Annotated in this window: 11 protein-coding genes and 2 tRNA genes; 7 read left to right on the top strand and 6 right to left on the bottom strand. The window is 69.3% G+C overall.

Annotated features, from left to right (window positions below):
• Nucleotides 1–44 precede the first annotated feature (44 nt).
• The gene (locus RZ1_RS15700; protein ID WP_072813426.1) at nt 45–1184 is read right to left on the bottom strand and encodes a L,D-transpeptidase; all 1140 of its coding nucleotides are present in this window, start codon (nt 1182–1184) and stop codon (nt 45–47) included.
• A 351-nt stretch (nt 1185–1535) separates the two neighbouring features.
• Here RZ1_RS15700 and RZ1_RS15695 point away from each other — a divergent pair.
• Nucleotides 1536–1608, top strand: a tRNA-Lys gene (locus RZ1_RS15695).
• Nucleotides 1609–1708: 100 nt separating this feature from the next.
• On the opposite strand, the gene RZ1_RS15690 is transcribed toward RZ1_RS15695, so the two are convergent.
• Both RZ1_RS15690 and RZ1_RS15685 read right to left on the bottom strand, forming a co-directional pair.
• Entirely contained in the window at nt 1709–2476 is a 768-nt protein-coding gene (locus RZ1_RS15690; RefSeq protein ID WP_072813299.1) for a L,D-transpeptidase, read from the bottom strand.
• 160 nt (nt 2477–2636) lie between these two features.
• Complete coding sequence (locus RZ1_RS15685) at nt 2637–2858, bottom strand: DUF3618 domain-containing protein (RefSeq protein ID WP_072813297.1); 222 nt, start codon at nt 2856–2858, stop codon at nt 2637–2639.
• A gap of 72 nt (nt 2859–2930) precedes the next feature.
• Between RZ1_RS15685 and bcp the strand changes: the two genes are divergently transcribed.
• A complete protein-coding gene (gene bcp, locus RZ1_RS15680) occupies nt 2931–3404 on the top strand; it encodes a thioredoxin-dependent thiol peroxidase (protein ID WP_072813425.1) in 474 nt (157 codons plus the stop codon).
• Here bcp and RZ1_RS15675 read toward each other — a convergent pair.
• Entirely contained in the window at nt 3401–4774 is a 1374-nt protein-coding gene (locus RZ1_RS15675; RefSeq protein WP_072813295.1) for a dipeptidase, read from the bottom strand. The genes bcp and RZ1_RS15675 overlap by 4 nt on opposite strands.
• A 246-nt stretch (nt 4775–5020) precedes the next feature.
• Here RZ1_RS15675 and RZ1_RS15670 point away from each other — a divergent pair, with 246 nt between their 5' ends.
• Both RZ1_RS15670 and RZ1_RS15665 read left to right on the top strand, forming a co-directional pair.
• A complete protein-coding gene (locus RZ1_RS15670) occupies nt 5021–5884 on the top strand; it encodes a cyclopropane mycolic acid synthase family methyltransferase (protein ID WP_072813293.1) in 864 nt (287 codons plus the stop codon).
• A gap of 116 nt (nt 5885–6000) precedes the next feature.
• Complete coding sequence (locus tag RZ1_RS15665) at nt 6001–6789, top strand: TetR/AcrR family transcriptional regulator (RefSeq protein WP_371306524.1); 789 nt, start codon at nt 6001–6003, stop codon at nt 6787–6789.
• A 15-nt stretch (nt 6790–6804) separates the two neighbouring features.
• Here RZ1_RS15665 and acpS read toward each other — a convergent pair whose 3' ends face one another.
• Entirely contained in the window at nt 6805–7206 is a 402-nt protein-coding gene (gene acpS, locus RZ1_RS15660; RefSeq protein ID WP_072813261.1) for a holo-ACP synthase AcpS, read from the bottom strand.
• A gap of 43 nt (nt 7207–7249) precedes the next feature.
• Complete coding sequence (locus RZ1_RS15655; RefSeq protein WP_072813259.1) at nt 7250–16531, bottom strand: type I polyketide synthase; 9282 nt, start codon at nt 16529–16531, stop codon at nt 7250–7252.
• Between the two features lie 925 nt (nt 16532–17456).
• Between RZ1_RS15655 and RZ1_RS15645 the strand changes: the two genes are divergently transcribed.
• From RZ1_RS15645 to RZ1_RS15635, 3 genes are all read left to right on the top strand, one after another.
• Nucleotides 17457–17539: transfer RNA gene (locus RZ1_RS15645), tRNA-Leu, on the top strand.
• 327 nt (nt 17540–17866) lie between these two features.
• Nucleotides 17867–18289, top strand: a complete 423-nt coding sequence (locus RZ1_RS15640) for a transcriptional regulator (RefSeq protein WP_072813256.1) — start codon at nt 17867–17869, stop codon at nt 18287–18289.
• On the top strand, nt 18286–18558 hold a 273-nt coding region (locus RZ1_RS15635; RefSeq protein ID WP_072813423.1), incomplete at its 3' end, for a DUF3817 domain-containing protein. The genes RZ1_RS15640 and RZ1_RS15635, both read left to right, overlap by 4 nt.

Here is an 18558-nt window from a genome sequence, read left to right as displayed (position 1 = left end):
TCCGGTCGCCCTCCGTCGTTCGAATCCACGGTCCACGAGCCCGGTCAGGTATTGGCGTTGCCGGCCTTCCACGTCGCCCAGGGAATGTTCCAGTCGCCGAGACCCTCGGTCCCCTCGAGGATTCCACCTACCGTGTTGCGCACGACGACGATGTCGCCGCGCTTGGTGTTGTCGAAGATCCACTTCGCGTTCGCCGGGCTGAGGTTCAGGCAACCGTGACTGACATTGCGCACCCCCTGATCACCCAGCGACCACGGCGCGGAATGGAAGAAGATGCCGCTGTAGGACATGCGCGTCGCCCAGTCGACCGGGGTGCGGTAACCCTGGGGCGAGTCGGCCGCGACCCCGTACGTGGAGGAATCCATGATCATGTGATCGAAGCGGTCACCGATCGTGTACACGCCGTTGGGGGTGGGTGTGCTGTCCTTGCCCATCGACGTCGGCATCGACATGATCGCGCTGCCGTTGCGGTTGACGACGACGGTCTTCGTGTTGTCGTCGACATCGATGATCACCGCGTCGCCGATGGTGAACGACGAGTGCACATCCGACTGGCCGAACAGTCCGTCACCGAGGTCCTTGCCGTAGGCCTTCACGTCGACGGTCACCGTCGTGCCCGGCACCCAGTAGCTCTCCGGACGCCACCGCACCTCTCGGTTGCTGAGCCAATAGAACGCTCCCTCGACGGGCGGATTCGTCACGATGGTGATGGCCGCCTCGGCCGCGCGTCGGTCCGGGATGTTCTCGTCGAACTGGACCGCGACGGGCTGGCCGATACCGACGACCGAGCCCTCCCCGGGCAGCACGTAGGGCTGGGTGAGGTTGCCGGGAGCGCTCGTGGTGAACGTCGCTACGGACGTGGTCGCGCCTCCGAGCCCGTATGCGACCGTTTCGAGCGTGTATTCGCGGTTGTAGCCGAGCGGTTCGGAGTTCACCCATGTGGTTCCGTCCGGCGCGAGCACACCGTCGACCGGGACTCCGTCGGGATTGCGGAGCGTGACGGAATCGAGCTTGCCGTTGACCACAGACACGGTCACCGGATCGATCGGCGAGAATCCGACACCACCGTCGGCGACACTCGACGTGACCGTGGGTTTGATGAGGGCGGCCAGGGGATTCGAATCGATGGGAACCTCGTTGGCACCGCCGGCCGATCCGCCGGCACATGCAGTGACGAAGGTCATGACTCCGACCAGTACCGCACCCAACACCGCCACGGCCGTTCGCCGTGAGCGACGACGCGGCGGTCGCACACTCTTCTCGATCACTCTCAACCCTCCGATTCCCGGACCTCCCCCAGGCCGCAAAACTGCACGTCAATGCGCGTCTCCACGATGATGCCAGTCGGTGAAGACCGGAACCAAACCCGACAGCGCGACGATGAATAACGTTCGAATACCAATCGGCGTCCGGCCCCGATGTGTTACCGGACGGCACCCGGAAAATTATCGATGACCAGGCGATTTGGCGCGGTACAGCGGAGTGTGTAATCTTCTTTTCGTCGCCGGGACAACGGCCCGGAGACAAACCGCCAAGCGCCATTAGCTCAATTGGCAGAGCAGCTGACTCTTAATCAGCGGGTTCGGGGTTCGAGTCCCTGATGGCGCACAGCAGAAGGCCTGCACCGAGAACATTCGGTGCAGGCCTTCTTCGTTCTGCGGCGCCGTGCCACTTCACGCCGGGCGCGGCTCGAATGCCACGCGCCGCCTCACCACTCGATGACGACCGGATCGCCGATCTTCACGTTCTCGAAGTACCACCGGGCGTTGTCGGTGCTCAGATTGATGCACCCGTGGCTGACATTCGCGTATCCCTGCGAATCCACCGACCACGGCGCCGCGTGCACGAAGATTCCGCTCCACGTCAGCCGGACCGCGTATTCGGTGTCGATCCGATAACCCTCGGGGTCATCGATCGGAACCCCGTACGTGGACGAATCCATCACCAGGTCGCGGAACTTCTCGAGCACCGGGAACGTCCCGGTCGGCGTCTCGTATCCGGGCTTGCCCATCGATGCCGGCATCGTCCGCACGACCTGCCCGTTGAGGGACACGATGAACTGATGGGTGGACAGGTTCGCCACCGCGACGAGCTCGTCCCCGGTCTGGAACCGCGTCCGCGTGCCGCCCGCCAGGACGGTGACGGCGGTGTGGCCGGGCCAGAACCCGTCGGGAACCCACTCGAGGCGGCGGTCGTCGAGCCACCGGAACGTCCCCGCGACGGGCACGGACGGGGTGATCGTCACGGACCGCTCGGCGGCGGCCCGATCCGTCACCGGCGTCTCGAAGCGGACGGTCACCGGCTGCGCGATGCCGACCACGGCTCCGTCGGCGGGTGTCAGCACATCCGCGGGCGGCCCTCCCGGCGGGGCGATGCCGATGCTGCCGGCGGATGCGGCGGCCCCGGTTCCCAGCGCGACGGTCGCGGCGAGTATCGCGACCAGGACAAGGCGTGCAAGATGCTGCGCGTTCCGCATGACCGCCAACCCCTTCGAAGACGAGACGATCGACGTCCTCTCAGTGAACCACGCCAAGATCGAAGCCGAAAGACAGTGTCCTGTCACAGTTGTCGGTACAAAAACGAGGGGCACCGCCGCCCGCGAACGGACGCCGGTGCCCCTCGGATCGACAGGGTCGTCAGCGCAACAGTCTGCGCAGAACCAAGGCTCCGACGACGACGCCGACCGCGATGACGGCGTACTTGACGTTCGGCTGGTTCACCTTGGCGACGAGCGTCTGCTTGGTGCTGGCCATCAGGTTTTTCGGATTGGTCCGCACACTCAGTTCGTCGAGCGTGCTCGCGAGCTGGTTGCGGGCGTTCTCGATGTCCCGCTCGATGGCCTCGGTGTCCCTACCCACGTGATCCTCCAGGAGTCGCTGCTGTGTGCTGCGACCACGGTAGTGGACGCGCGGTCCACTACCGTGGCGGACGTGACGGAAAACAGCAGACTCGCCCCCGGCGACACCGCGCCCGAGTTCACTCTCCCCGACGCCGACGGCAACGAAGTGTCATTGTCCGACTACCGCGGCCGCAAGGTGATCGTGTACTTCTATCCCGCCGCGAGCACGCCCGGCTGCACGAAGCAGGCGTGCGACTTCCGCGACAACCTCGCCGAACTGAACGACGCCGGGCTCGACGTCGTGGGGATCTCCCCCGACAAGCCCGCCAAGCTCGCGAAGTTCCGCGACAAGGAGGAGCTGACCTTCCCGCTACTCTCCGACCCGGAGAAGGCCACGCTCACCGCGTGGGGCGCCTTCGGCGAGAAGAAGATGTACGGCAAGACGGTGACCGGCGTCATCCGCTCCACGTTCCTCGTCGACGAGGACGGAAAGATCGAGGTCGCGCAGTACAACGTGCGTGCCACCGGGCACGTCGCCAAACTGCGCCGCGACCTCTCGGTCTAGATCGCGGCCCGGTCGGCCAGGGACCGCAGGAGCAACGCCTCCGCGACCGCGAGGTTCTCGATCTCCGTCGGGTCGACGCTCTCGTTCGGGGCGTGGATGACGCAGCGCGGCTCCTCGACACCGATCATCGCGATCTCCGCGTCGGGCACGGCGCGCTGTAGCGCCGTGCACAGCGGAATGGATCCACCCTGGCCGGCGGTGCCGACCTCGCGCCCGTACGCGGCCGCGAGCGCGGCGCGCAAGGCGGCGTATCCGGGACCATCGGTGGCCGCGCGGAACGGTTCGCCGACGGCTTCGCGTTCGATCCGCAGGTGCGCACCCCACGGCACGTGTGCTTCGAGGTGCGCGACGAGGGCGTCCTGCGCGACTTGCGGGTCCAGACCCGCAGGCACCCGCAGGTTCAGCCGCGCCGAGGCCCGCGGCACGATCGCGGCCACCGAGCCGACGACGGGCGGGGCGTCGATGCCCAGCACGGTCAGTGCCGGCCTGGCCCACACGGCATCGGCGACCGTGCCGGACGACAGCAGCGACACCCCGTCCAGCACGCCGGCGTCGGCGCGGAACCGGTCCTCGGGATAGGGCACCCCGTCCCACCGTCCGGAGGTGTCGAGTCCGTCGACGACGGTGTTGCCGTGTTCGTCGCGCAGGCTGTTCAGCAACCGGACGAGCGCGGCGATCGCGTCCGGCGCCGCCCCGCCGTACGTCCCGGAATGCACTTCCCCGGCGAGGGTTTCGACGTGGACGACGACGTTCGCGATGCCACGCAGCGACGTGGTGACGGTGGGCCGGCCTGCTTCCGCGTTGCCGCAGTCGCCGATCACGATCAGATCCGCGGCGAACAGGTCGGGGCGCTGCGCGACAAGGTGTTCGAGCCCGGCGCCGCCCATCTCCTCGGACCCTTCGACGACGATCCGCACCCCGATCGGCAGGGGCCCGTCGGCGAGTACGGCCCGCAGCGCGAGCAGGTGCATCATGATGTTGCCCTTGCAGTCCGCCGTGCCCCGGCCGTACCAGCGGCCGTCCCGTTCGGTGAGGGTGAACGGCGGCGTGTGCCACAGATTTTCGTCGCCGGGGGGCTGGATGTCGTAGTGGCTGTAGAGCAGAACCGTGGGCGCTCCGGCCGGTGCGGGGCTGGAACCGACCACGGCCGGGGAGCCGTCGGACGTCTCGACGAGTTCGATGTGCGCGATCCCGGCGGCGGCGAACGCGTCACGCACCCACAGGGCGGCGTCGACGCATTCCTGCGCGGGGAACTGCCGCGGGTCCGCGACGGACCGGAAGGCGACCAGGGCCGCGAGTTCGGTTCGGGCGCTGGGCATCGCTCCCCGGATCCGGTCGCGGATCCGCTGCAGGGTTTCGGTGTCGGCCACGCTCGTGTCCTCCTGTGTCGGACGGAGATCTCGCAGCGCTCCGGGTCGCGCCGCATGCCGCGCGGCGGTTCGTTCCGGGCACCGGTGCTCGTCCTGCTCGATTCGGTGTCGCCATCGTAGGACCGCGCACCCCCGCTGCCGGCATCGCCGTTCCGGCGGCGCACCCCACACCGACCGCGTACCGTTGTCTTTCGACATGCGGGCCACCGTCGAACCAGTTCCGGCCCGTGGACGGAAAGGCACCCGATGCCCACCGAACTGTCGCCCTTCTACAAGCAGGTCCAATCCCATTACGACCTGTCCGACGAGTTCTTCGCCCTCTTCCTCGACCCGTCGCTGACCTACAGCTGCGCGTACTTCGAGCGGGACGACATGACGCTCGAGCAGGCCCAGACCGCCAAGATCGACCTGGCCCTCGGCAAGTGCGACCTGCAGCCCGGCGCGACCCTGCTCGACATCGGCTGCGGCTGGGGCTCGACGATGTTCCGCGCGGTCACCCACTACGACGTGAACGCCGTCGGCCTGACCCTCAGCCGCAACCAGTACGAGCACGTCGCCGCGGAGGCGGCCCGGCTGCCCGGGCCCCGCACCGCGCGGGTCCTGATGGAGGGCTGGGAGGAATACACCGGCACCGCCGACCGCATCGTGAGCATCGGGGCGTTCGAGCATTTCCGCCGCGAACGCTACGACGAGTTCTTCGAGCGGTGTCACCGGATGCTGCCTCCGGACGGCCGGATGCTGCTGCACACCATCGTCGGGCACACCCTCGCGACGTTGAGGTCCCGGGGTATCCCCGTGACCCGCGAGGATGCGCTGTTCCACCTGTTCATCAAGCGCGAGATCTTCCCCGGCGGTCAGCTCCCACAACCCGAGGTGGTCATGGAGGGCGCCGAGCGCGCGGGGTTCCGCGTCGAACGCGTCCATGCGCTCGGTCCGCACTACGTCCGCACGCTCGAGCACTGGGCCGCGGCGCTGTCGGAGAAGCGTGCCGAAGCGGTCGCGTTGTCCTCCGAGGAAACCTACGAGCGGTTCATGAAGTATCTGCGCGGATCGGCCGATCACTTCCGCACCGGGCACATCGACGTCATGCAATTCACACTCGTCGCGTGAACGCCGGCCGGGTTTGCTGCGACTCGCCCTCACGGCAATCTCTCGGCATTCCCACGCACTGCGGCTAGCCTGGGCGCGTGGAGTCTGCAACGAACGTGCGCAAAGCACCGCGCCGGATCGATCCGGCGTTGGAAGTACAAACAGCGCCACAGGAACTCGTGCCGCGGCGGCGGCCGACGCAGGAACGCAGCCGGCGCAAGTTCGACGCACTGCTCGCCGCGTCCCGGGAACTGCTCACCGAGGTCGGATTCGAATCGTTCACCTGCGAAGAGGTCGCATCCCGCGCGGACGTGCCGATCGGCACGCTCTACCAGTTCTTCGCGAACAAGTACGTCATCGTCTGTGAACTGAACCGCCAGGATCTGGTCGGTGTGCAGGACGAACTGGCCCAGTTCAACGGCAAGATCCCGTCGGTCGACTGGCTGCGCTTCCTCAACAGCTTCGTCGACCACATGGCCGGGCTGTGGACCACCGATCCGTCCCGGCGCGAGGTGTGGCTGGCGATGCAGTCCACCCCGTCGACCCGCGCGACCGGCGCCATCCACGAGCGCAAGTTCGCCGAGCAGGTCGAGCGGATGCTCGCGCCGCTGACGCCCGACACCCCGAGACCCCGCCGCAAACTGATGGCCGAGGTCCTCGTCCACGTCGTCTACTCGATGCTGAACTTCTCCGTTCAGGACGATCAGTCCCACGCCGACGCGGTCGTCGAACTGAAACGGCTGATGGTCGCGTACCTACAGGTCGCCGAGCAGGACTCGCAGGCGAGGGCCAAGAAGCGCAAGCGTCTGCAGGCTCGTTCCGCGGCGGCCCCGCCGGCAGCCGAGGACGGCGGGGCCGCCGTCGCCGAAACAGGCGAGGGTCTGGAAACGGACGCGGCCGAGGAGGCTGCGACCTCCCCGGCCTGAGCCGTCCGATCCGATCTACTCGTCCGGCGTGTTCTCGAGAACGACGAACGCACCGGCCATGTCACCGTCGTGGGTGAGCGACACGTGGATGCTCATGTCCGCCAGGTGTTCGGCCACGGCACCGTACAAGCGGATGCCGGGCCTGCCCCACGCATCCGAGATCACCTCGATGTCGCGGTGAATACCCTCCGGCAGCACCGGCGGCCGGCCGAACATCGACGCCGACCATGCCTTGATCAACGCTTCCTTGGCGGCCCATCGGGCTGCGAAGTGGCGTCCCGGACGGAAGCTGCGGGTGTTCGCGTCACGACGCTCCCCCGGCGTGAAGCTCGTGAGCATGGTGGTGCCGGGGCGACCCAGCTGCTCCTCGAACTCCGTCACCGAGACCAGGTCGAACCCGACACCCGCAACACCCATCCGCTTCTACTACCTATCCTGTCGCTTCGCTCACCCTGGTTACCTACTTGCAGCCGGGCAGGCCCGAGCGGTACACGTCGTCGTCGCCGAGACGCGCCTGCGCACTGAGCAGCACGTCCGCCTCGAGCTGACGCGACGCCTTCGCCGGAACCCCGTCGCCGCCGAGGCGACGATCCGCCGGCCGCTGGTACAGCGCGGCTCCACCGGTCATCGCGTCGGCCAGGCGGCGCTTGCCGGCGACCGTACGCTGCTGCGACTGCGCAAGGTACGCCTCACGCCGCTCGGCGGGGATCGCCTCGACGAACGCCTGCGGATGCACCACCGCGATCAGACCGGACACGTGCCCGAACCCAAGGCTGGTCAGCAGACCGGCCTTGAGCGCGTACTGCCCGCCGAACCGGATCGGGGTGCGTGCCCACACCAGGTGCTCGAACTCGGCCATCTTCTCGTCGACGCAGTCCAGGCTGCGGTTCGGCGGGACGACACCCTGGCTGAGGACCTGGCACAGGCCGATCAGCTGGAACGCTGCCGCGCCACCCTTGGCGTGACCGGTGAGGGACTTCTGCGACACCACGAACAGCGGGTTGCCCTCGCTGCGGCCCAGCGCACCGGCCAGGCGTTCGTGCAGCTCGGCCTCGTTCGGGTCGTTCGCCGCGGTCGACGTGTCGTGCTTGGAGATCACGGCGATGTCGTCGGCGGTGACACCGAGCTTGCGCAGCTCCCGGGCCAGGCCGGACTCGAGCCCACCGCGACCGGCGCCGAGGGCACCGATGCCCGGAGCCGGGATCGACGTGTGCACGCCGTCGGCGTAGGAACCGGCCCAGGCGACCACACCGAGAACCGGCAGGCCCATCTCCAACGCCAGGTCGCCGCGCGCCAGCAGCACCGTGCCACCACCGGCCGACTCGACGAACCCGCCGCGACGGCGATCGTTGGCCCGCGAGAACCGGTTGTCGCTGATGCCCTTGGCCGTCATGTCCTCCGACTTGGCGGTCGCGGACATGTCACCGAAGCCGACGATGCCCTCGATGCCCAGGTCGTCGAAGCCACCGGCCACGACCAGCTCCGCCTTGCCCAGCTTGATCTTGTCGACGCCCTCCTCGACCGACACCGCGGCCGTGGCGCACGCCGCGACGGGGTGCACCATCGCGCCGTAGCCGCCGACGTAGGACTGCACGACGTGCGCGGCGATGACGTTCGCCAGGGCTTCCTGCAGGATGTCGTTCGCGCGGGACTCGCCGAGCAGCGTGTCGATGTACAGCGACCGCATCGACGTCATGCCACCCATGCCGGTGCCCTGTGTGTTCGCCACCAGCGACGGGTGCACCCAGCGCAGCAGCTCCGACGGGGTGAAGCCACCGGTGAGGAACGCGTCGACCGTGGTCACGATGTTCCACAGGCCGACCCGGTCCACCGAATCCGCCATGTCCGCGGGGATGCCCCACTTGGTGACGTCGAACCCGGTCGGGATCTGGCCGCCGACCGTGCGGGTCAGCTTCGCCTTGCGCGGCACGCGGATCTCGGTGCCGGCCTTGCGGGTGACCGTCCAGTCGCCGGACTCGGCGTCGACGGACGCGACCGTGTTCTCCGGGTCGGAGTCGACGAACGCGTTCGCCTCGGCCTCGGAACCGACAACGAAGGACAGGTCCTTGTCGAGGAACACCGAAGTCAGCAGCGGCGTGGTGTTGTCGATCATGGCGCCGTCGTCGGCGTAGCGGCGGATGCCGCAGCGCTCGACCACCGCATCGTGGTAGCGGTCGGCGATCTCCGCCTCCGGCACCAGCTCACCGGACTCGACGTCGTAGAAGCCGGGCTTCGGATCGTTTTCCCACTCCACCAGGCCGGTCACCCAGGCCAGCTCGAGCACACCGGCGGCCGACAGTTCCTCGTCGACCTCCATCTCGAAGCGGGTGCGGGCGGAACCGTACGGGCCGAGCTCACCGGCGCCGACGATCACGACCAGGTCGGCCGGGTCCACGTCGAGCTTCTGCCATGCCGGGACGGGCAGGGCGGCGTCGAGTCGCGGTGCGGACGGCAGCGCCGCGATGGTGCCCGACTCGTCCTCGACCTCGGTCTCGGCGGCGTCGGTCGCGTCCTGCGCCTGCTTCGCGAGCGCCGACAGGTCGACATCCGCCTCCGACAGTCCACCGGTCAGGTCCGCGACCAGCGGCTTGTCGGCGGCCAGACGCTGCGCCTCCGGGCCGACCAGCTTCAGCAGCTCGGTGGCCATCTCCTGCGTCGACCAGGTGCGCACACCGGCTGCCTCGACGGCCTCGACGAGCGGGTCGTTGCCGCCCATCAGGCCCGTGCCGCGCACCCAGCCGATGAGGGCGTGCGCGAGGGTGACGCGCTCGGCCCACGTGCGCTCGGCGTTCCAGCGGTTGACGACCGCGTCGAGCGCCGCCTTGGCCTCACCGTAGGCACCGTCGCCACCGAACTTGCCGCGGTTCGGCGAACCGGGCAGCACCACATGCAGGTGGGTGTCGACGTCGCGGTCGTTGCCGATCGCGGCGAGACCGGCGATGAGCCGCTCCACCGACCACAGCAGCACCCGCATCTCCATCTCCGCGCGGGCACCCGCGTCGGCGAGAGAACCGGCCACTCGGGGAGCGGCGAACGGGAACAGCAGCGTCGGGGTCAGCGCGTCCTTGATCAGCTTCTTGGCGCCGCCCGCGTTCTCCACGGTCTCGGTGCCGATCCACTCGATCAGGGCGTCGATGTCCGAGTAGGACGCCATGTTCGCCGGAATCACCCACAGGGACGCGCCGGCCCGTGCGTTCTGCGCGTACAGCTTCTTGTAGAAGCCGAGGCGGGTGTCGTTCAGGCTCGACGTGGTCACGACGACGGTAGCGCCACCTCCGAGCAGCTTCGCGGCCACGGCTGCGCCGATGCCGCCCTTGCTGGCGCCGGTGACGACCGCGACCTCGGTCGCGTACTCGGCGTCGGCGACGTCCGCGGCGGCGGTCGCGATGCGGCCGAAGGTCTCGGCGAGCACGGTGCGGCCGGCCTCGGCGGCCTTACGCTGCCAGAACGCGGCGTGCGCCGCGACGGTCGCGCCGGCACCGGCGAACCGGTCGACCTCGATCTCCTCTCCCAGCCACACACGGGCCAGGTCCTCGCGGGCCGAGGCCCAGCGGTCGTCGATCAGCACGGCCTTGCGGACGTCGAACGCCGGTGCGACCTGACGCGGCCAGTCGGAGCCGAGCTCCGCCGAGACCAGGTCGACCAGTTCGCTGTCCGCCTTCTCCGCCAGGCCCGAGGGCTGCTCGGCCAGGCCGAGCTGCTCGAGCACGAGGCGCGCGGCGTTGGCGAGCACACCGTCACGGCCGGTGATCTGCTCGGCGAACTCGCCGAGAGCAGCGGCGTCGACGGTCGCTCCCCCGCCGCCACCGGCGGACGGCATGGACACCGCGACACCGCGGCGGCCGGCGACGGACTGCACGGCGGCGTCGATCAGGGTGTCGACGGCGGCGGCGTCGGACAGAGCGCCCTGCGACAGGCCGCCCAGGTCGCCACCACGGATGGAGGCGCCGTCACGGCTGCCGAGCGCGACCTCGGCGGTCACGTGCTGGGTCCAGCCTTCGCCCAGGCCCCACACCTTGGTGACGCGGTCGGCGACGTACGCCGGGCGCTTGCCGGACGGTCCGAACACCTTGCGCAGGTGGTCGTTGATCGAGTCGGTCAGCACCGGGCCGAACGGGCGGTAGGTGCGGGCCAGACGGTCGACCGTGCCTGCCAGTGCGCCCATGTCGGCGTCCGCGGCACCGTCGATCGCGCCGAGCGACAGCTCGGAACCGAGGTCGACGAGCAGCTGATTGCGGCGCGAGGACACGCCGTCGCACAGGGCCTCGATCGTGTCGGCGGGTCCGATCTGGTCGGGGCGCAGCTTCGTCCACAGGGCGATGAGCACCTTCGTGGCGTCCGCGGCCTTGAACGCGATGTCGTCGGGTCGCGGGCCACCGGCGGGGGCAGCGGCCGGAGCGGCAGCGGCAGCCGGAGCCGCCGCGGCCTCGGCAGCGGGCGCCGCCGGCTCGTCGTCCTCGACCGGAGCGGGATCGACATCCGTGGAGTACACGACCGACGCCTCACGCTCGATGTTGAGGACCTCGACGGGCTCACCGAAACGGCCCGGCAGCTTCAGGGTCTGCGACGCCAGGTTCGCGACGGTCGGGGCGGCACCGAGGCCGACCTCGACGAAGCGCTCGACACCGAGACCGCCGTCGGCCTCGTCGGCGAAGAGCAGGTCCTGCGTCTCGATCCAGCGGACCGGCGACGCGAACTGCCACGCGAGGAGCTCGGCGAGCACGACGCGGGTCAATGCGACCGGCTTCGCCGCCCAGGTGTCGAAGTCCGCGAGGACCTCGGCGAGGGGCTGCGACGGCACCAGATCCGCGATCTCCTGGATGAACTCGCGGCCCAGATTGAACGGCTTGGGAACGAGGTTCGGGATGTAGCGGCCGATGAGGATGTTCGGGTCGATCTGCTCGGGCAGCAGGTGCAGCAGACGCTCGCGGAAGTCGTCCACACCGCCGCGCAGGACGGTCGAGTGGAACGGCACGTCGATGCCCGGGACCAGGATGAACGCGCGCTTGCCGCCGAACTCGGCGACCTTGCGCTCGATCACCGTTTCGAGGGCCTCGAGACCCGCGACCGTGCCGGCGATGGCGTACTGCGAGCCGCGCAGGTTCAGGTTCACGATCTCCAGGAATTCACCGGCCTCGGCGGCGACGCCTGCGACGAAGTCCTGCAGGTCGTCGTCGGCGACACCGAACTGCGACGGCCGGATCGCGGCCATGCGGTAGTTCGAGCGTCCGTGCTCGTCGCGCGGAACGAGGGCGTGCATCGCCGAGCCGCGCTGGAACACGACCTCGAGCACCGCCTCGAGCGGCAGCACCCCGGCGACCGCGGCGAGCGCGTTGTACTCACCGACCGAATGGCCCGCGAGGTACGAGCCTTCGACGAACGCGCCGGCCTCGCGGAGTTCGGCGATCTGCGCGACACCGAGGGTCGCCATGGCGACCTGGGTGAACTGCGTCAGGTGCAGGACGCCGTCCGGGTGCTTGTGGGTGACACCGCGCGCCTTGAGGACGGTCGGGTTGTCGCGCACGACGGCGAGGATCGAGAAGCCCAGCGCCTTGCGGGTGTGCTTGTCGGCACGGTCCCAGATCTCGCGGGCGGCCTTGCTGCGGGCGCGGGCGTCGAGGCCCATGCCGGGACGCTGGATGCCCTGGCCGGGGAACGCGTAGACGGTCTTCGGGGCGGCGGTGCGGCCGGTCGCGACCATCACCAGGTCACCGTCGACGCGGCAGCCGACCTCGATGATCTCGGCGCCCCTGTCGGTGCCGATGCGGTCGACGCGCACGTCGATCTGCGCGCCCGGACGGACCATGCCGAGGAACCGGGCGGTCCACGCGGTCAGGCGGCGGACCGGCAGCTTCGCGTCGGCCTCGATCGCGGTGACGACCTGCTGCGCGGCGGCCGACAGCCACATGCCGTGCACGATCGGGGTGCCCAGGCCGGCGAGCAGCGCAGCGTTGTCCGAGGTGTGGATCGGGTTGTGGTCGCCCGAGACGCGAGCGAACGCGCTCATGTCGGTGGGCGCGACGATCACGGCGTCGCGGCGGCGGCGACGCGGGGTGTCCGCGGCATCGTCCGACAGCGAACCACCGGCACGGACCGGGTCGGCGAGGTCGACGGTGCCGGTGCGGCCGCGGATCGCGAACCGCTCGACCAGCTGCGCGACGACGTTGTCGCCGGAGCCGTCACCGTTGTCCGCAGCGATGTCGACACGCACCTCGACGACACGACCGAGGTCGGTGTCGGCGACGCCGGCGACCTGCGCCTTGACGCCGAGGATCGCCGGATCGGTCGGCAGACCGTCCTTGACGTCGATGGCGTGGTCGAGGTGGACCAGATCGAGCATGCCCTCGATGACCGACAGGTCGTCGTCGGTCCTGGACGCGCCGAGTGCCGCGAACACCGCGGGCCAGCATGCGCCGACGAGCACGTCCGGCACACCGGCGGTGCCCGCCGTCAGGTGCGCGGGCAGGCCGGCGCCGGTGACACCGGCGTGGTCGGCGACCTTCTCCGGCAGCCAGCCGAGGGTGATGCGAGCGGCGCCCCTCTTCACGGCCGGCAGTTCCTGGCCGGCGGCGACACCGAGCAGCGCGGACATCGACGCGGCCGCGTCGGCCTCGGTGACGACCGGCGCACCGCCGGTGCGGACGGAGGCCGGGACGGTGATGCGGATCTCGACGGCCTTGTCACGCAGCAGCGGCACGCGCAAGCCGACGTGCTCGTCGTCGAGGACGCTCAGGGTCGCACCGGTCGGGGCGTGCACGGCAGCGCCGTCGGCCTCCACGGTCCACTCGGCGACGTCGCCGAGTCGGTGGACCGGGTTGAGGGTCTGGCGACCTGCCCACGCGACGTCGGGCGCGGACAGCACGGCGTCGAGCAGTCCGGCGGCACGGTCCTGATGGCGACGGGCGACGACCTGCACGGGCTCGGCACCGGCGGCGAGCAACTCGTCGACGGCGGCCTTCTCGAAGCGGTCGAGCAGATCACCGACGGGCTCGTCGACGCGGGTGATGCCCGCGACGGCGACGGTGCCCGGGATGACGCACACCTGGTCGGCGGTGTAGCGCGGGTCGTGGGCCTGCCACAGTGAATCGGACCGCCACCAGCGGCGCACGTCCTGGTCGACGACCGGCACGAAGTTCACGGGCTTACCGGGGGTGCGGCACAGGGAAACGAAGAACGGCACATCCGCCGGGTGCAGCGCGACGTCGCCGGCGTCCGGGTACTGGCCGGTCAGCGCCTTGATCGCCGCGTAGGGACGCTCGAGGACAGCGTCGTCGTCGAACAGGGTCGGGATGGGTCCACGGTCGACCGGATGCAGACGGGCCTCGGCACGCTGCAGCATCTCGCGGAAACGCTCACGCCACGACACGTCCAGCCACGGGCTGGTGTGCGCCTCGGCGACCGCGTCGCCCAGGTCGGTGCCGCAGTCGAACTCGCACGCGGAATCGGTGCCGATCGCGAGCTCGAGGTAGCGGGTGAGCCACTGCAGGTAGGTCATCTCGGCGACGTCGCCGAAGTACGGCTTCGCAGTGATGTCCAGCGCGGCGATGATCTCGTCGCGGCGGGCGGCGACGGCGTCGGCGTCACCGGCGACCTCGTCGAGCAGGCGGCCGGTACGGGACGCGGCGTTGTCGATCTCGTGGATGTCGGCGCCGAGCTGGCTGCGGCCCGACGCCATGCCACCGGTCGCGGTACCCGCACCGACCCAGTCGGGGGTGCCGGGGGTGTCGACGAGCAGCTGCTTGACCTCGGGAGCGGTGGTCGCCTCGAGGGTCGCCATCGCGGCGGTGCCGACGAGGATGCCGTCGAGCGGCATCGCCGGGAAGCCGTACTCGGTGGACCAGCGGCCGGTCAGGTAGTCGGCGGCCCGCTCCGGGGTGCCGATGCCGCCACCGACGCACAGCACCAGGTTCGGGCGGGTGCGCAGCTCGGCGTAGGTGTCGAGCAGCAGGTCGTCGAGGTCCTCCCACGAGTGGTGACCGCCGGCGCGGCCGCCCTCGATGTGGACGATGACCGGGTAGTCGGGGACCTCGTTCGCGATGCGGATGACCGAGCGGATCTGCGCGACGGTGCCCGGCTTGAACGCGATGTGGCTGATACCGGCCTCGGTGAGCTCCTCGATGATCGAGACGGCTTCCTCGAGTTCCGGAATGCCCGCGGTGACGACGACACCGTCGAACGGTGCGCCCGCCGCGCGGGCCTTCGGCACGAGACGCTTGCCGCCCACGTGCAGCTTCCACAGGTACGGGTCCAGGAACATCGAGTTGAACTGCACGGCGCGACCCGGTTCGAGCAGGTCCTTCAGCTCCGCGACGTGGTCGGCGAAGATCTGCTCGGTGACCTGGCCACCGCCGGCGAGCTCGGCCCAGTGGCCGGCGTTCGCGGCGGCCGCGACGATCTTCGGATCCACGGTCGTCGGGGTCATGCCGGCGAGCAGGATCGGCGACCGGCCCGTCAGGCGCGTGAACGAGGTCTCGACACCGAGACGGCCGTCGGGCAGGGCGACGGGCTTGGGCGCGAACTCGGTCCACGCGCGCGGCACCTCGGGCTCGGCGCCCGGGGTGAGCAGGTTGCGCTGGCCGCCGCGGGTGGCGGCGGCGATGATGCCCACGCCCTGGCCGCGCAGGCCGGAGGCGGTCATGCGGGTGAGCAGCTCACCGGGACCGAGATCGAGGATCCACGAGGCACCCGAGGCGACGGCACCGTCGACGAGGTCGACCCAGTCGACCGGGTCGACGAGGATCGCCTGCGCGAGCGAACGCGCCAGCTCGACATCCAGGTCGCAGCGCGACGCCCAGTCGGCGACCTGCTCGACCGCGTCGGCGAGAGCGGGGTGGTGGAAACCGACCTCGGCGGAAACGGGCTCGAAGGTCGGGGTGAACACGGCACCGCCGCGCTTCTTGGACTCACGCTCGCGGGTCTCCGCGGCGGAAATCTCCTCGCAGCGCTGCTGGACGCGCGCGAGCGCGGCCGGCGGGCCGGACAGCACGACGCGACGACGGCCGTTGCGGATCGCGACGACGGCGCTGCGCTCGGCGTCCTGACCGGCGAAAACGTCGGCGACGATCGCGTGCAGACGTTCGGGGTCGACACCTGCGACGGCGAGCATCGGGAAACGCTCGGCTCCGGAGATCAGACCGCGGCGGCGACCGACGAGGGTCGCGGCAGCACCGATGAGCTGCGCGATCGCGAGGATCTCGGCGTCCTTGCGGCCACCGGCGGCAACGGCCTCGACCGACAGCACACCCTGGGAGTGGCCGATCGCGGCGGCCGGCGCGTGCGCGGACACGTCGAGACCCTGGTTGGCCAGGGCGCGCAGGGCGGCGACCTGGGTGAGGAACACGCCGGGCAGGGACACCGCGGCGGAAGTCAGTGTGGTGGCGGACGGGCCCGCGGCCGGCTGCTCGTCCTCGTCCGCGACGTCCTGCTCGAGGATCCACGCGACGGGGTCGAAGCCGGCGGGGCGCACGACCACCAGGTCGTGGGCGACGGGGGCGAGGGCGGCCGCGGCGGCGTTGACCAGGTCCGTCAGGACCGGCTCGAGGCCGTTGTCGCGGCTGAGTTCGTCGAGTGAGCTGAGCCAGGGAGCGCCCTGGCCGCCGAACGCGAGAGCGTAGGGCTCACCGGCGAGGATCTTGTCGACCAATGCGCCGGGCCGCGAGGTGGTGCCCCCCTGTTCGTTCGTGCGTCGTGATGCCTTCGAGTTCCGTCCGTTGTCGGCTGGTGTGGTCTCGTCGATCGTCACGCGTGTTGTTCCTCTCCTGAACACCCCTGCGGTCGAGGCGTGAATCCTGAAGCACTCGCCGTCGTTGGCGTGTTGCATGGGCTCTGATCTGCTCTTACGTGCGTGGCCAAGATTGACACAGAATCATGAGGATTTCCTCATGTTTTGTTTCGCGCACCGTCGCACCCGGAGCCCTGACCAGTGATTCGTCTCACAATCACGCCGAATGTAACCGGCGAGTAGATCTCGTCCGCCCTGGCTGCGCCGGTGCGTGGACGTCCATGAACCCGAGGAAACCCTCACGTTTATTGTTATCTAATCGTTACCATCTTGACGGGCGGGCGGCGGCGTGCTCGAGCGTCGAAACATGTCGGACCCAGGCGATACTCTCATTTCGGTCGAACACACATTCGATACGAGGGGGATCGATGACCAGACCGGTCAAGTACACGAAAGAGATGCTCCAGGAGGCAGTCCGGGTGTCATCCAATCTTTCCGCTGCCATACGACTGATGGGCGGGAGACCCGACGGCGGCACGCACGCGCACCTCTCCAGAAGGGTCAAGCGACTCGGAATCGACACCTCGCACTTCACGGGAGAGAACCCTCAGAAAGGTCGTCCCCCGAGCAATCGCCTCCGCTGGGACCAGATTTTGACGCTCAAACCCGTCGGTTCGAACCGCCAGGCTCCGAAGCGGTTGCGCAGGGCTCTTATCGAGTCGGGCCGACCCCACAAGTGCGAGGGATGCGGAATCGGACCGGTCTGGTGCGACGAGCCGTTGATCTTCCACGTCGATCACATCGATGGGAACCCTTGCGACTCCCGACCGCACAACGTTCGCTTCCTATGCCCCAACTGCCACAGCCAGACACCGACCTGGGCAGGCCGCCGCAGATTCGGCTTCGCGTCGGAGGCGCCGACTACGTGACGTATTGTGTGCGTGACGCGCGAGTGGCGGAATGGTAGACGCCCCAGGTTTAGGTCCTGGTGTCCTTACGGGCGTGGGGGTTCGACTCCCCCCTCGCGCACACGTAGCAGTCCCGGTGCACTGTGGAAACGGGGTCACGAACCCACCCAGTTCGTGGCCTCGTTTCGTTCACCGCTTACGACTGCCGGAGAACGGTGCACGACGAGTCGCGACGACGTACTCCCACACATCCAAGTCCGTCGCCTTCACACCGCGCGGCATCTTCAGGTGAGGCGCCTTCCGCCGCCACGCGGCCTTCCCGACTCTTTCGAATACCGCTCGGCGCGGGTTTCCGACTCATCGTCACCCCGGAGATCCAGCGTGACCTGGCGCACGGCATTCGACCGGTCTTGGCAGGTAGGCGAGGCATTCGGGTACCGTCGATGTCGTGTCCGAAATTCGTCGTCCGCCCCGCCGCGCCGCTCTGATCATCCTGGTCGTCGTCGCGGCGACCGGATGCCTGGCACTCGGGTACTGGCAGTGGACCCGCTTCGAGGCGGTCGGTGGTACCGGTCAGAACCTGGGGTACGCCTTCCAGTGGCCCGCGTTCGCGTTCTTCTGCGTGTACGCCTACCGCCGGTTCGTGCGGCTCGAAGCCGAGGAGACCGAGGCCCAGGAAACCGGGGCACCGCGGCCGTCCGCGTCGTCCGAGCCCACCGAGATCCCGGAGGAGCTCCTGCCCCCGCGGCCCGGCCGGAAGCTCGAACCGGACACCGACACCGACCTCGACGACCCCGAAAACCGGCAGATGCTGGAGTACAACGACTACCTCGCGCAGCTCGCGCGCAGGTCCGGAAGGAGCGGTCAGTGAGCACCACCCCCGAGAAGACCGGCACAGCGCCGCGGATCCTCAGCGACGCCGACCGGAAGAAGATCTCCTCGGCGCTCCTGCGGTACCGCGTGCTCGCCTATGCCACCGGCATCTGGCTGCTGGTGCTGGTCGGCGAGATGATCGCCAAGTACATCATCGGCATCGAGAACGTCCCGTCGTGGATCGCGATCGTGCACGGCTGGGTGTACGCGGTGTATCTCGTGCTCACGTTCGACCTGTCGATCAAGGTCCGCTGGCCGCTGTCCCGC

This window comes from Rhodococcus zopfii NBRC 100606 = JCM 9919 (assembly GCF_001895025.1).
Classification (GTDB): domain Bacteria; phylum Actinomycetota; class Actinomycetes; order Mycobacteriales; family Mycobacteriaceae; genus Rhodococcus; species Rhodococcus zopfii.
The sequence above is the reverse complement of the archived record's forward strand: the minus strand, read 5'-3'. Positions and strand labels throughout refer to the sequence as shown.

Excerpts from the sequence above, each read along its gene's own strand:
- RZ1_RS15700 (WP_072813426.1), bottom strand. The coding sequence starts at position 1,184 with ATGACCTTCGTCACTGCATGTGCCGGCGGATCGGCCGGCGGTGCCAAC.
- RZ1_RS15690 (WP_072813299.1), bottom strand. The coding sequence starts at position 2,476 with ATGCGGAACGCGCAGCATCTTGCACGCCTTGTCCTGGTCGCGATACTC.
- RZ1_RS15670 (WP_072813293.1), top strand. The coding sequence starts at position 5,021 with ATGCCCACCGAACTGTCGCCCTTCTACAAGCAGGTCCAATCCCATTAC.
- acpS (WP_072813261.1), bottom strand. The coding sequence starts at position 7,206 with ATGGGTGTTGCGGGTGTCGGGTTCGACCTGGTCTCGGTGACGGAGTTC.